The sequence below is a fragment of the Mycoplasma anserisalpingitidis genome (genome assembly GCF_007859615.1).
In the GTDB taxonomy this organism is placed as follows: domain Bacteria; phylum Bacillota_I; class Bacilli_A; order Mycoplasmatales; family Metamycoplasmataceae; genus Mycoplasmopsis; species Mycoplasmopsis anserisalpingitidis.
In genome coordinates, this window is the sequence record NZ_CP042295.1 from 778626 (window position 1) to 794520 (window position 15895).

At 27.0% G+C, this 15895-nt stretch carries 12 protein-coding genes and 2 tRNA genes; 1 reads left to right on the forward strand and 13 read right to left on the reverse strand.

Annotation, left to right across the window (positions count from 1 at the left end):
* Window positions 1-2: 2 nt before the first annotated feature.
* Complete coding sequence (locus FRW55_RS03160; RefSeq protein WP_146368693.1) at window positions 3-686, forward strand: DUF402 domain-containing protein; 684 nt, start codon at window positions 3-5, stop codon at window positions 684-686.
* 59 nt (window positions 687-745) lie between these two features.
* On the opposite strand, the gene FRW55_RS03165 is transcribed toward FRW55_RS03160, so the two are convergent.
* From FRW55_RS03165 to FRW55_RS03225, 13 genes are all read right to left on the reverse strand, one after another.
* Window positions 746-822 (reverse strand) — tRNA-Arg (locus FRW55_RS03165).
* Between the two features lie 2 nt (window positions 823-824).
* Window positions 825-899, reverse strand: a tRNA-Cys gene (locus FRW55_RS03170).
* Window positions 900-1015: 116 nt separating this feature from the next.
* The gene (locus tag FRW55_RS03175) at window positions 1016-2416 is read right to left on the reverse strand and encodes a hypothetical protein (protein WP_162848291.1); all 1401 of its coding nucleotides are present in this window, start codon (window positions 2414-2416) and stop codon (window positions 1016-1018) included.
* A complete protein-coding gene (locus FRW55_RS03180) occupies window positions 2409-2684 on the reverse strand; it encodes a hypothetical protein (RefSeq protein ID WP_146368695.1) in 276 nt (91 codons plus the stop codon). Before FRW55_RS03180 ends, FRW55_RS03175 begins: the two co-directional genes overlap by 8 nt.
* A 3-nt stretch (window positions 2685-2687) precedes the next feature.
* Entirely contained in the window at window positions 2688-3707 is a 1020-nt protein-coding gene (locus FRW55_RS03185) for a carbohydrate ABC transporter permease (protein WP_146368696.1), read from the reverse strand.
* Complete coding sequence (locus FRW55_RS03190) at window positions 3646-4704, reverse strand: carbohydrate ABC transporter permease (protein ID WP_146368697.1); 1059 nt, start codon at window positions 4702-4704, stop codon at window positions 3646-3648. The genes FRW55_RS03185 and FRW55_RS03190 overlap by 62 nt, the downstream gene beginning before the upstream one ends.
* Entirely contained in the window at window positions 4688-6772 is a 2085-nt protein-coding gene (locus tag FRW55_RS03195; RefSeq protein WP_146368698.1) for an ATP-binding cassette domain-containing protein, read from the reverse strand. Before FRW55_RS03195 ends, FRW55_RS03190 begins: the two co-directional genes overlap by 17 nt.
* 2 nt (window positions 6773-6774) lie before the next feature.
* Window positions 6775-8202, reverse strand: a complete 1428-nt coding sequence (locus FRW55_RS03200) for a thermonuclease family protein (RefSeq protein ID WP_146368699.1) — start codon at window positions 8200-8202, stop codon at window positions 6775-6777.
* Window positions 8203-8266: 64 nt separating this feature from the next.
* A complete protein-coding gene (locus FRW55_RS03205) occupies window positions 8267-10603 on the reverse strand; it encodes a P68 family surface lipoprotein (protein WP_146368700.1) in 2337 nt (778 codons plus the stop codon).
* A gap of 198 nt (window positions 10604-10801) precedes the next feature.
* The gene (locus FRW55_RS03210; protein ID WP_146367594.1) at window positions 10802-11167 is read right to left on the reverse strand and encodes a thioredoxin family protein; all 366 of its coding nucleotides are present in this window, start codon (window positions 11165-11167) and stop codon (window positions 10802-10804) included.
* Window positions 11168-11169: 2 nt separating this feature from the next.
* Window positions 11170-12666: a hypothetical protein gene (locus FRW55_RS03215; protein ID WP_146368701.1), complete on the reverse strand. Its 1497-nt coding sequence runs from the start codon at window positions 12664-12666 to the stop codon at window positions 11170-11172.
* Window positions 12667-12737: 71 nt separating this feature from the next.
* Complete coding sequence (locus FRW55_RS03220; protein ID WP_146368702.1) at window positions 12738-14387, reverse strand: MBL fold metallo-hydrolase RNA specificity domain-containing protein; 1650 nt, start codon at window positions 14385-14387, stop codon at window positions 12738-12740.
* Window positions 14388-14944: 557 nt separating this feature from the next.
* The gene (locus FRW55_RS03225) at window positions 14945-15577 is read right to left on the reverse strand and encodes a hypothetical protein (protein ID WP_146368703.1); all 633 of its coding nucleotides are present in this window, start codon (window positions 15575-15577) and stop codon (window positions 14945-14947) included.
* Between the last annotated feature and the right edge of the window lie 318 nt (window positions 15578-15895).

The following is a 15895-nucleotide window of genomic DNA, read 5'->3' on the forward strand; positions in this document are numbered from 1 at the left end:
AAATGCATGTAAAAATAAACGATTTAAGAGTAGGAACTATTCTTAAAGTACAAGCATATAAGTTTAACGGCCTTTTATATAGACAATGGAATCAAGCTAAGATCATTTATAATAATGAAAAACATATAGTTTTAATCTTATATAAAACTAAGGTTACAGAATTAAATGGAGCGGGTTGAGTTTATAAAGAGCCTGTTATATGATTTATGCCTAAAAAACAAAATTTCAATTGTTTAATTCTAATTAAGAAAAATGGATTTTATAGATATATCAATTTGGCATCAACACCAATTTTTGAAGATGATACAATCAAATTCATAGATTATGATTTAGATGTTAAATGTTATCCACAAAAAAAATTAAAAATAGTTGATAGAGATGAATTTAATACTAATGGTAAAATTATGAAATACCCCGATGTATTAAAAAATAAAATTTTAGATGAGTTATCGAATGTTATTAAAATGTATAATAATTTTCAATATTTCTTTAGCGATGATATTATCAAATATTACCTTAAAATTGCTGAAAATGACAAAATAATGTTAAATATTAAAAATTATTTAATACCAGTTATTAAAAACAAGACCATAAATCTTAATAATAAAATGTATCAAAAAAATAATAACAAAAAAACTTATAATAAAAAAGCTAAGTTTATTAACTTTACAGTCAGAAATGCCTAATGTGGCATTTTTTAAATAAAAAAATCTCCAAAATGGAGATATCGGTAATAAAAATTATATGGCGCGCCCGGCAGGAGTCGAACCCGCAACCTTTAGGGCCGTAACCTAACACTCTGTCCAATTGAGCTACGAGCGCATTGGAGGCACCAACGGGATTCGAACCCGTAATCAAAGTTTTGCAGACTCATGCCTTGGCCGTTTGGCTATGGTGCCATTGCTATGCAATTATACCATAAAAACTTTTTTGTGCTTATTAATTCTACCACATTAGATATCTTTTTAAAGAAAAATAAAATACAAGCCTATTAAAAGAACTTGTATTTTAATCATTATTTGAATTCACTTGAAATTGTGAATCCTTCAGGGATATTGTCATAAACTTGACCATAGTCATATTGTTTATCTTGGAAATAATTCATATAATCTCTATATGGATCAAGATATTTAGTTTGTCCTTTTGAATCTTTTATTTTAATTACAAAATATCTTAAATTTGTTTTATTAAATTCATTATATTCAGTATTTTCAGGTCAATCTAATGATACTAATTCAATATTTTTATAACCTAATAAGAACAATGAAAGTGCATAAAATTCAACATAATGATAAATATTAGAAATTGTTTTTGATTTTTTATCTTTAACATATTCAACTTGTTTTTCGTAAGATTGTTTTAAATATTGACTGTTATTAATATAATTTAACATTTCCTCTTTAGCTTTGTTTGCTTCTTCTAACCTATTTTCGGATTTTAATTCTCTATACTTAAATGCAAGATCAGTTAATTCTTCTATTTCAATTAGTGTTTCTTTGATCATACGTTCAGATGCAGCAACACCATGAAGATATATATCTTCTCTTGTTCTATCAATTTCACCATGATATGAATCGTAATAAAGTAAATCTGGATGATCCTCAACAAATTCAACTGGTGAATTCATAAATTCTTCTGATAATTCATCATCTTTAGAAAGTTCTTCAGCAAAAACTTTAGTTTCATCAGATTTTCTTCCAACTTTGTCTGTATTATTAAGAACATACAGCGGTCCTAATCCTGCAACTATTGAGTGAGTTATCGACATATTATTCTTGTATTCATTATAGTATGGACTATACTTATCGAAATTGAATGGTTTATTTTTAATGTAATCAAAAACCACATTTCTATATACATTTTCAATACTTTTTTCTGATTGTGATTTATATAGATCTAGTAATTGAATAAAATCAGAGGCTTGAATATAATTAAATACTGCTTCACTTGATTTATAATCAAATGTTATTTTGTTATTTTCTCTTTTTAATATTGAGTTTTTATTCATCAAATATAATGCATAAAATGGAGTTTCTTCAAGTACAGCTCGTACTACTGAATCCATAGATTTTAATAAAGCATTAATTTCTTGTTCATCTCTTGTGGTAACATTAATAGTAATAATGCTATTTGGTGTAAAAATATCGTAACCTGAAAAAGTAGATTGCAATTTAATGTTTGCCATTATTTCATCGTAGAACTTTCTAATTTCAGTCTTTGAAAGTTCTTCAGAAATTTTATTTTCAATATTCTTAGCATTATCTTTTCAGTAATTTGATTTGATAAAGTTCTTAGCAAAAATTACTGAAGGGTGATTTTCATATATACAAGAGCTAGCCATAATTGGTGTTGACGCAACTGATACTGCACCCAATAGAAGTCAAAGTTTGTTAATTTTTCTTTTCATTTTATCCAAACATTTCAACATATCTTCACGATTTGAAACCAGCGTATGTAATTACACTCGATAATACAAATAGAATCAATGCAAATGCTAACCCTCCTATACTATATGCTCTAATAAGCTTATATGTACTTTGAATTTCAGAATCTAATTCAACAACGTTGAATAAATCTATTGTTTCTTTTAATTGATGAATATTAATTGATAAAAGAATAATAGCGATGATAGAAACTAATAATACAACACTTCAAATAACAATTTTAACTTTATAATTTTTCATAAATTATCCTTTAATTGTTGAACCTTGTCTAGAAACGGCATTCATAATTCTTTTTCTAAATACAAAGTATGCAATAAACATAGGAATGTTAACGAGAATTGCACCTGCCATTTTAATAGATTGAAGTGTCATTGGTTCATCACCATTATAAACAAGACCCGCTTTGAATAATCAAACTGAAACAACTTTAAGATTATCACTATCTCCAAACACTACAATAGAGGCTCATAAATATGTATTTCATGAAGCGATAGCTGTAAGAATAACAATAGTTCAAGTTGTAGGTGTTACCATAGGGATGGCAATCTTAAATAAATATTTAGCACCAACAGCTCCATCAACCAAAGCAACTTCTTTAATTCTGCCTGGAATTGATTCAAAAGCATTTTTGTACATAGTTGCATTGAATATTGAAGCTACGAATGGTAAGGCGATTGTGAATAAAAATCCTACTGTAGTTTCGTTCATACGAGTGTCACGAACAACCTTGTATTGACCAGAAAGAAGAGCTACTTCAGGTAAAACTAGAAGTGCTAAAGCACAGAATCAAACAAATTCTTTACCTCTTCAGTTTCTAAGGGAAAAAGCGTATCCCATTAGAATTGTGATAAATACTTTAAGTACAACTGAAAGTAAAACATTTAGTCCTGTTATTGACACTGCTGTTCAATAACCTTCATTTTTTATAGCAGTCATATAGTTAAATCTAATACCTTCACTTCAAGTTAATGGTACGTCTTTCCCATCTATCTTGAAGTCTGAATCATTAAATGAAGGTAAAATTCTAAAGTCATTTTTTAGATTTAATGCTTCATCTCATGAGAAAAATGAAAATGAAATCATTAAGAAGAATGGGAATAAAATTATTACACCGAATAAACATAAAAGTAATAATTTAAGGAGTGAAATAGATGCGACATTAAATAACGAGCTTTCTCTAACTTGACCGCTTACTTTTTCTTTATTTTTTCTTAAGCGTCTCTTTATTAGTATGTTTTGTCATTTCAACTTTAACTCAAACATTTCTTTCTCCTAAGTAATTTAATGTAGTTTGTGCCGCAAAGAATCCACCACGTATGATTGATGAGAATGTAACTCCAATAATAAATAATGCTATACTTGATGCTCCAGAAATATATATGTTTCCTTCTTGAGTTTTTTGATAGATGTATAACATCAATGTTGACGCACCATTAGCTGTAGCATCAGTAGGTTTATTCTCAAATAATGCAAGTGGGAAAACTTTAATTCCGCCAATTATTCCCAGTGTTATTAAAAAGTTAATGGTAGATTTGATCGATGGTAAAGTAATTGAGAAGAATTGTTTTACTCCTCCAGTACCGTCAATTGAAGCTGAGTGGTATAAATTTTTATCTACCGAAAGCATAGCTGTAGTAAAAATAAGAATATTAAATGCTAATCCACTTCATACTCCGTTAATTATTAATGCAATAACTGCATGAAAACCATCCGGTGAGCCCTCTTTTAATCAAGCGATGTCAGTACCTATAATTTGGTTTAAAACACCTTTTTGTTCAAAAACTTGAATAAATGTAAGTGAGATGGCAACACCATTAGTAATATATGGCATAAAGAATACTGTTTGTCAGAATCCTCTTGCTCATTTTCTATAAAGTTTAGCTATAACGGATGAAATAACTAAAGAAATCATTAAAACAAATGGTAAAACTAAAATTCCATAAATAAATGAGTTTCTAAAACCTATAGCATATTCTAATGATGAAAAAGTTTGAATATAGTTTTTAAGTGTGAATTTTAATGTAACACTATCAGAAAATGAGTTTATGATGTTATAAATCATTGGAACAATAGTGAACATGAAAATTAATATTAAAGCAGGTAATAATAGAATAAAAGGAACATAAAATGGAGTTCTTTTATCTAAAACTGTTGTTGATACATTCGATTTTGAAACTGATTGTTTTCTAAGCGATCAGTTAAATAAAGGTTTAAATTTTTCACCAATTTTTGCATAAGAAGAATTACTTTTTAACTTCATATTGTAATCTCTCTTCAGTTATTGCGTCAAAAATGTGAAGTCTATCTTTTGGAAGATTGAAGTAAATGTCTTGTCCTAATTCATAGTGCATTCTATTATCAAGTAAGAAATTAATTTTACCGATATTTGGAACGTCAACAATTAATTTACTTTCTTTTCCAAAGTTTTCAACAACTTTTACTATACCTATAAAGTCAGCTCTAGATTTTGTTTTAACTATTTCAAAATCTTCTGAACGTACACCTATGTTAAGTTGTGCACTTTCTTTATCTTTAATATCGATATTTGATATAACTGTTTTATCGATATAAATTTCACCTTTTTCATATTTAGCAGGGAATAGACCCATTTCAGGCATCCCTAAAAATCTAGCGACGAACTGGTTTTTAGGTCTATTATAAAGTTCCATTGGTGAACCCATTTGTTGAACTCTAGCCATAGACATACAGATAACTATATCGCTAATACTCATAGCTTCTTCTTGATCATGTGTAACAAAAACAGTTGTAATTCCAAGAGATTGCTGAATTTCACGAATTCATTGACGAGTAGAAATACGTAACTTCGCGTCTAAGTTTGAAAGAGGTTCATCCATTAATAATATTTGAGGTTTTTTAACAATGGCACGTGCAATTGATACACGTTGTTGTTGACCACCTGATAAACGAGTAGGTTTCTTTTGAAGGATAGGAATTATTTCAACACGTTTTGCAACTTCCATAACTTCATTATGAATTGCTTGACGAATAGATACAATGTCTTTTGTATATTCCTTGATAGCTTCTTTTTCATTTGTGTCTAACATTTGACGACCTTGAGAAGCATCTTCTTTCATAACTTTATCCAATGTTGGATACTTAGATAATAAAGTTTTCTTAACGTGATTATAGTTATTTCTTACTAATTTTGCTAATGTTTTATCGTAAGATTTTAATGTTTTTAACTCTTCATTTTCAGCATAAGCCAATTTATAATCAACTCTTGCTTTTTCATAATTGTTTTTCTCAACTATTTTTTTTTCTTTGTATTTTTCTCTAATTTTTAAAGAATTAATTTGGTATTTATATTTCATTACAAGTGAAATAAGTTTACCTTCTGCTTTAATTACTTTAATTCTTTCAGAAAGTAATAAATTATCAAATTCAACCGATGTTAAAGATAAAATAGCTGATTGAACATTTTCGATTTGTTTTTTGATTTCATCAATATTTTTTGATGGATTAAATTTCAATAATTTTTTATCAAGATTTTGTAATACTTCAGAATGTGTTAAATTAGATTGAACTAATCCTGAGTTTTTATTTTCCTTGAATTTTTCTTTAACTAACTTAATTTTTTGTTTTGTTTCTTTTTTAGTTAATGATTGATTTTTAAGAATATCTTTTGCAAGTTTTGATAATTCTGAATTTTCGTGAACAGAAACTAATTTATATCTACTTTGTGCTACTTCTAATTCGCTTGATAATTTAGCATTAATATTATTTAATCTAAAAGTAAGTTCTTCAGAAATAGTTTTTGTTCATTTATGTGCTGTGTGAAGTTCTTGAATTTCTTCGCTAGTTGCCCCTAATTTTCTAAGATAGATTTCTAATATTTTATTTTTTGCTAAATTCTTTTTGAAAACTACATTGTTTTTTCAAGCAGAGTCATTTTTAAGAGGGAATGCTATATTTGCATAAACAGACATATGTGGATAAAGTGCGTAGTTTTGGAACACAAAACCAAGTTTTCTTTTTTGTGGTGAAAAGCTAGTAACATCTTTTCCTCTGAATAAAATTTTACCTGATGTTGGTGTAAGAAGTCCAGCTATAGCATTTAATGTAGTAGACTTACCAGAACCTGATGGCCCAAGAAGTGTAACTAATTTTCCTTCTGGAATCTTAAAACTAACATCATCAACGGCCAATGTTTCACCAAAATCTATGTATAAGTTTTTAAGTTCGATTGCAGGAATTTCCCCTTGATCTCTATTATCAGAATCTTCAGAAAGTTTTTCAATAATTTCAATTTGTTCTTCAGTTAGTAAAGACATTGAGTATTTATTTTTAATATTTTGTTGTTTTTCCATTACTATTTTTCCTTGTTATTTTCTAATTCTTTAATTCAATCTAAGATACTAAATGGCATTTTGGGTTGGATTTCAAATAAATCTCCGCGGTTAGTGAACACTGAACGACGGAAAAATAAATCTCAACCAGAATTTTCTTTATTTCTATATATAGTTTTTTGTATTCCAAATGGATTACTTACAAACTTATAGAAACCATTTTGGTTTATAAATGCCTCTTCAGCAGCTTCAGCTATTATTGGATAAATTTTGGTTTTATATGCTGTTTTATCACTTTGATATGTTGAACGAAAATTCTCTGATTCTGTATCATAAGGTAATGTCAATCCTGCTCTTACAATTTCAGCTGAATAAGAATATTGATAATTACCATTTGGTTCATCTTTTTTGTTTATAAATAAATCTCCAACTAATCTTTTATAAGCGTCTTCTTCACCATTAGATCAAAACACTACATCTTGACCCATTAAATTCTCTTCAGCAAACTTTGTTGATCATTCGGCAAAAGTATATTCAAATGGTTTTGATTTCACTGAACTTGAACCAGAACCAACAGCTTTTTCAGGTGTATCTATTGATGCTATTCTAACTTTATATTCCGAACCTATAGAATAAGTTTCTTCGAATTTAGTTGGCACTTCAGTAAGTTTAATTGTTGCTGTATCACCATCAGAAACAGAAACAATTTTTCCTCTCATAACTAATGGTTTATAAATTTCACTATTTCAATCAATATTAACTGGTTTGAATTTTTCTTGTCCTAAAGCTGAATTCTCAACTTCAGCAATAGACTTAAACGACTTCTCTTGCACTAGATCAATAAGAAAGTCTGTGTTTCTAATAACTACTATTTTAGAACCACTTCTAAAAACAATTTGAAATCTTAATGTTTGTTTAATGTCTTTTAAGGAAGAAGTGTTTTTGCCGAATGATTTAATTACAGTGTCAGTATCAGGGTAGCTTATTTCACTAACAATATTCAAATATAATTGCCGAGGTTCATCTAATTTAAGTTCATCACCAACAAACTCAATTTTTAAATCTGGCCACATTTCTTTTAGCGAATAACCTAATTTATTTTCAAAGTCAAATTCACTTCATGAATTAAATATTTTGTTGCTTTTAACATTTGCAACATGATTGTTAACAATGTCTTTTAGTTTTTTATCAATTAAATTTTGTATATCTATTCTTGAAATTGTTCTATTGTTCTCATCTTTAAACATCCCAAGCGTTCCACTTTCATCTGTATTTAAAACAAGTTTAAATGGTTTTATTAAATTATCATTTGTTTCGGGAATGCTTGGTTTAGTATCAATAGGATTCTCATCTTTTTTTGAACCATCGCATGAAGCAGATAATGTAATTGCGGAAACTACCAGTGGTACACTAATAAATGAAGACAATAGTTTGTATTTTTTCTTAAACATTTATTTTCTTTCTTTATAAAAATACAATTTCCTATAAATAAGAAATTATATTTTTATTAAAATGTTATTTTTCAGGATTTAATTGATTTACGAAATCGTTAACAAAGTCAATTTCATTCGATTTACCTTGTTCAATTTTATTTTGAACAGTTTTGAATTGCGAAATAATTTGAGATCTAAATTTTTCTGATAATGTTGCTCCTGGTTCTTCGAAAATAAACACATCACCATTTAAAGCAGCGTTTTTGAACATTTGTAATGAAACATTTAAAGCAGCATTTGTACCAAATTGATTATTTGGTAATTCTTTGAAGTTAGCTGTAGGAATAAAGTAGTTAGCAACATATTGAATATATTCAACCGCTGTATGTTCTTTAGCAAAGAAATCTTTAAGACTCTCACTAAAATCATTAGTATTATCTAAAATGAATTTATCGGTTGAAGTTAAAAGTCATTTAACGAATTTTTTGGTTTGTTTGTCATCTTCGGTAGTTCCATGAATTCCGATAATTGATGGACCTTGTGTATAAACAATTGATCTTGATGAAGAATCATTTCATTTCAATGGAGTAGACATAACTAATAATTCTGATTTACTTAAGATTTTTTCTCCTGATGCTTCAATTACTTGAAGTAATTTATTTTTAGAATCCAATAAATTAAGTGTTCCAATTTCAGAAGCTTTTAAATCACCATCATCTGTAGATTCACCCTTAAATCCAATAAAGTAAACGAATCTTCCTTTTGTTTTAATACTTTCAACTTTTCCTAAATATGCTACTTGATTACTTGCATTAACTTCTAAAGCTCTAAGTACTTTTTCTAATTCAGCTGTTTTTGATGCATTATCATCACTAATTAAAAGAATTCTGTTCGCATCGATTAATTTTTGATTTTTTACAAATAATTCTTCATCTTCTTGCGACGCAAATTTATAATCATATCCGCTAACTTCATTTTCATTTACATTTGCTGAATAACTGAAAATTAAATTGTTTTTTTTTGAAATGTATGTTTTTACACCTTTATTTTGATGTTTTTCAGAAACACTAGTATTAAGTTTATAAACATTATTTTTTGTGAGAGCTAATTCAATGTCTCCTGCACTTAAGCTAGCTTGGAAGAATAATGGTTTTTCAGCATTGTTGTAGTTGTTTGAGTATCCTGCACTTGAACCAATTGAAAAAGCCATTTTGTGGTAAACTTGATCTTTTGAAGCGTAAGCACCATCACCATAAAGTTTTAAACCATTTGCTTCAAGAGCACTTTTGATTGAGTTGAAAATTTCTTCAGCTGCTCTTTTTGTAGTATCGTTTTTATTGATGTTGTTAAATAAAACTTTTGTAACACCTTTATCTTTACCAAGTTTGTGAAGTCCATCTTCATTCATATCAGTAATTAAACCATGCGAATACATCGATTGATTAAAAACTCCCGCTGCATCATCAATCCCCATTACATGAAGACCTGTGTTATTTTTAGAAGAATTTGTAAACATTTTTTGTGCAATTTCTGAGAAATGTAACATTTGTTGATATTGTGTTAAAAATGTGGTTTTAATTACATAACCTTTAACAAGGTCCTTAACATTTGATACAGTTGTTCCTCATATTTGTTCAACACCTTTTTCATCAGCAGAACCAGCTTTAAGAATTTTGTTATATAGCTCTTCAAAATCTTTATCAACTGTAGCACCATTTTCAACCATATTTTTAAGAATATAAGCTAAAACAGGTTGATTAATTGATAAAGTATTTATACTCTTGAAACCTGGAACAACTCAGAATCCATTAGGATATTGAATGTGTTCAACATTATCACTAACCTTAGTGAAGTTTTTATCAAAGTAAGTTTTCTTTAAATCAAATTCTTCTTCTTTATCTCTAAAGTTAAGCAACATACCTTTTTCAGCTAATTTAGCTGCATTAGGTGAATAGTTAAAAATTAAGTTATATGATCCTGTAGCATCATGACTGCTTAAAAAGTTATCAACTTTTTTTCCACCTTCAGTATAACCAGAACCGATATTGTCAAGTTGAATTTCTTTGTCACTTGTAGATTTTACATGAGCATTATAATATTCAATTAATGCCTTTAAAATTTTAAATCGGTTACCACCTTTTGATCAAGCCACACCAATTTTTATTTTATCACTATTTTGATCATAATATCCAGCAACCGCTGAGTTGTTTTTATTAGCAATAGGAACAAACTCATCATTAACATTATAATCCACGTCAAAAACTGAACCATTTCCTCCTGCATTTGGATTCGATGGATTTGTACTTGAATCTTCCTTTGGTTTTTCTGTTTTGCTAGAGCTATCGCATGAAGCTGATAAAGCAATAAACGAAGTCATTGTTAAGGCTCCAGAAACTCCTAATATTAATTTATTTTTCATAAAATAATTCCTCCTAAATTTATACTTATATATTATAGTTTATTTTTTAGATAAGAGATACTATGAAATTAATTTTCACTTTTGAGCAGTCAAAGATATCTAATTTGTTTTAATCACGATAAAAACCTTTTAATTTAGCAAAAATATATAAAAAAATCACCTATAAAATAGGTGAAAAATGTTTTTTAGATGTTTGTCTTAATAATCTATTTTCTCTTTTTCAATAAGAGATAATGCTTTTTCAATTCATGAGTTTAATATTTCTTTAGGTCAATATTCATAACCTTTATTAATAATTTCATTATTTAAGAAAATCATATGTGTTGGAACTTTGAGGATTTGTAACTTATTTGTGTAGTTTCTAAAAAGTTCAGAATCTTCTGCATCAATTTTAATAAATTGAATATTTGCATCTTCGCTATATTGTTCAGCAAGTGAGTCCACAATAGGTTTCATTACCTTACAGTCATTGCATCATTTTGTAGTGAATTCAACAAAAAATACAATATCTTTTGTGCTCGCTATTTTGTTTTCAGCTTCATTTCACATTAGTTCTTTAAACATGATTACCTCTTATCTTTAGGAGCAACCGATTCAAGGAATTCATCAAGTTCCTTGAATAATTTTTCTCTTTCTAATTCATCTTCATCTTCAATAGTTGGATTAGGTTTTTGATTTGTGCTATTTTTAATTACTTGTTCAGATTTAACGTCTTTAATGCTTTGAGAAGGTAAATTACTTGCGTTAGTAGTGACTTTAGGTTGATTTTCTCTTATAACATAAGCGTCTTCATAAGTTGAATTATAACTTGCTGGTTCTTCATAAATATCTTCAAACATATTTTCTTGAACATTATTAGAACCCGTTTCATAAGCATTTGATGAATTTGTGTTAACTATATATTCTTGATTATTTGTATTACTAATCGAACTACTTTCTTGTTGTTCTTTTTGATTTTCTTTAGTTTTTTTAGAAAGTTTATCATTAATTGTTTGATTAACAACAAACTCGTTTTCTTTTATGATAATTTGATCAAAATCAGTTTTTCTCTCGTTTTCTAAGTTAACAAATTTGTTTCTTACACTTTTAAGATCAATTGTAGCTTTAGTTTTTTTGCCATCAATAGTTTTTTCAATAACTCTAATTTTCAATTCAGCAAAATTAATTGCATCTAATTTATCAGTGATTAATCCTTTAATAATCATCATAGTGTAAAAATACAATTGCACACCTTTAGTAACAACAAAAACACTTTGACGACTATTCATATATTCTTTAACACTTTCAAGTGAATTACCTTTACTCATGTAAACTTTTCATATTTTTTTAGGTTCTACTAGAATAGCTTGAATGAATAAAAATGCCACTAAGAATATTCAAATAATAATTGGGAGTATACTTGAAACAGAGATGTAGTAAAAAATATTGTAAATGGAGTCGAGTAACATTCCGATATTATTTAATGAATTTGGATAATCTACATTTGAACCTGAAATGTAATATCATCCATGTTTATATAAATTAACTGAACCGATATTAAAGTCAAAAGATCAGTTATAGATGAAATGAAGAATTATATGCTCACCAAGAGTTAAAATGAAAAATAATAAAATTAAAATTTTTCTAATAATTCCTAAAAGTGTAATAACATTCACTTTTCTAATCCGCGAAAATAATGTAAAAGCACGTTCACTTTTCTTATTTAGAACTAACTTTGTTATCACTCAAGTGGCACTTAAAACTAGTAAAATAACAAAAGAATTTCCAAAGTACATACCTATAGAATATTTATAAATATCCAAGAAAAATCATCCTTCAACAATCGAAGCTATTAATGCATATGCAAATAGTAAAAAAATGATTACTAAACTTAAAATATGTCATTTTAGGTTTAATTTTTTAGTTAGAATCCTATTATTTTCATTTAATTGTTCTACATAAGGAATATCTAGTTCATTAAAAACTTTTCTATTTTTGAATAACCTAAAAAGAGAAGAAATTTTAGTTCTTCTTTTTTCTTCCAAATATGAATAGTTTTCAAATTTTAGTCTATTTTTAATCATGTCTAAATTATAAACAAATTTAATTTAATATAGATTATTTGATAATAAAAAAGTAGCTTGGCTACTCTAATCTATAAAATAGTGAAAGAAACAGCAATTAAAGGTTCCTTATCAGTTAACTTAAATATTTTTTTGCGGATTACCTTTCTAAGTCTTTCCTGTAAATCTTTAATACCTTTAAATACTTCGTTTTCAACAACATCAGAAATAATCTCTTTTACATAATTTGTTGTTTCAACTTTTTCATCTTTACCTATAACACCAACAAATTCAATTTTCATATCATTGCTAATTTCTTTAGTTTTTGAATTAAAATGTAAAACTACTAAAATTAATCCATCACGCCCAAGTAACTCTCTTTCATTGATTACTTCACTAGAGATATTTCCTACATCGAAACCATCGATTATAGTATCACCAACATTTTTAATTTTTCCATTTTGACTAAATAAAACTCCATCAATAAAATGAGCTATCTTTCCATTTTGTAAAATTAAAGATTTAGTTTTTTTAGTTCCTTTGTATTCAGCTAATGCATTTGAAATATCTACAAGGTGTCTGTAAAGTCCTTGAACTGGAATTATATATTTTGGATTTAACTTTTCAACTAAATCGATAATATCGTTTTGAATTGGTCTATGGAAAAAATAATCTTTGTCAGAAGCATCGGTAATTTGTGGAGTAATTCTTGCTACTTCATCTAAACAAACCGCTTGCAAGGATTCAAGTCCATTAACTGGTGGAGCCATCATAATAACCTTATCAGTTGGTTTGAGTTTTAATAATACATCTTTATTATCAGTAATTCTTAAAAAACGATTGTAAAGCCTTTCAACAGCACCAGTAATTAAAATAACTGCATTTTCGTGTTTGTTTAATGAACGATAATCAAGAATTGTTGGTAATTCTAAATCCGGTTTAACTTGTTTGATTAAATAAAGTAATTGCCCATAAGTTTTTCCGTAAGGGATAACTGGACGATTGTGTTTTTTAGCTAAATCAAGAATTTGGTGTAGTGAAACCATTTCTTCATCATAGGCACCTACAATTATTCTTTGATTTGGAAGTGCTTTTTCGAAATCTTCGATTAAATTTAATGGCAATTTAATTTTTTCAATCGCATAACCTTTGTGATTTGAACGACCAGCGTCAGTAACTATTGCAATAACATTTCTATTATTTATATTACTTTTAATTTCATCAAAATTAGTATTTCCATAAATTCCTAAATCGCCTTTAACATAGTTAAATAAGAAAATTATATCTCCATCAGGAGTGATAAAATCAAAACCAATTGAACCTGGTAAACTACCAGCAACAATAATTGGTTTAACTGTTAAACTACCTACTTTTTCTTCTTTATTAAATGAAATAACTTCGACATTTTCAGGATTTATAGAATATTTACTTAATCTTTCTAAAATCATGATTTTGTTGAATGGACTTGAATAAATTTTAATTTTAGGCAATTTCATTGCTAATCAAGGTAAAGCACTAAAACTATCATTTTTAACATCAGAAATAAAAATTCCTTTAATTCTATCCTTGTTTTTTTCCAAATAAGTAAAATCTGGGATTAATGTATCTACACCATTTGATGAATTAATTGGTATTTTAGCTCCTGAATTAATAATATAAATTTCATCATTGAATTCTAAAATATAGCAGTTTTTTCCGTTTTCGTCTAAACCACCCAATGCAAAAATATTTAAATGATTCATAATCTTCCTTTACATTATTTTTAATTATTTAATATGAATATAGTATTGAAAATAACGTTTTTATTATAACATATAAGAAATTCAAGTAAAAAATAAAGTTAATAATAATTAGTAAGAAATCAACAACATAATATTATTTCAATTCCTTCCTTTTAGCTAAAAACGTAAAATAAAAAAGAGAAACTAACCAAAACCAAACACCGTTTCTCTTTTAACCCTTAAATTTGAAATGAGGTCATATTAATTATACACAATTAAAACCAGAAGAGAGATTAATTATCCAAATCAATTACAATCATAAATTAAACATTTGATGTTTCTGTATTGATCAAAAAATGAATCGCTCTTTGTCCAACCAACAACACAAACGAAGGTATTGTTATTATATAAAGAATGAAAATTATACTTATAATCTTATTTTGTTTTTTCTCTTTGTCATTAAAAATTGTCATAATTATCATCCTTAATGTATTTTTATAAAACTATATTAGCAAAACTTTAAATCGATTTGTATTGTTGCATAATAAAAAAGAAAAATAAATTTCTGTTAATTGCACTTACAAATCGGTTTTATTTTTATCACTTAATTCCAATATATATTCATCAAAAGCGACTGAACCAATATTTCTTAATTTTTTATTAGATGAAAATACTTTTAACGCCAAAAATCAAAGTCAACAAATTAAAGCAATTGATACGATTAATATAATGAAAAAATATGTTAAATTATTATTTAGATAACTTAATGCTAGTGTAATTGAACGAATTCCCAGTGCAAAGATCGCGACTAATTCAATAATTGCGAATCATATTCAACTTTGATAACTTAAATATTTTTTCTTGTATTTTAATATATTAAATATCTCTAGGTATCTGTTATAGTGCAATTGATGTGGTTTATAATCCACTAAATATGAATTAAATTCATTTCAACCTACAGATTCAACCATTTTTATTATTTTATTGTCGAAATAATTAAACAATAAAATGTATAAAAGTGCACCTAATACTATAAAAAATATCAAAAGAAACACAAAGATGTAAATCTCGGAAATTCCTCAATTAATAATAGTTTTTTCACCTACATTTAATGCAAAAACAATCAAAACAATCTCAATCATAAGAATTGACATAGTTCAATATATTTTTTGAGATTGCAGGCTTTTGAGTTTAACTATTAATTCTTTCATTTTAACCTCCTAGTTACAAAATGTTAAAAAAGAAAACTACCTTGCTTTAGCTCTTACTTAATACAACTATTTAAATTTTAAATTAATATATTGTTTTTTATATAAATTCAATTTTTGACTAAAGAAAAAAGGGTAAATAACTATAAATAAGCGTTATTTGTGGAATCAAATATGGAACAAAAAATCACACTATTGTGTGACTTATGTTCAAACATAATAAAATTCAATCGCTTTCAAAATAAAAGTTGATTTATCTTTACATTATAGTTTTTTTATTAAAGCATATAAACAAACTAATATAAATATTATCACTGAAAA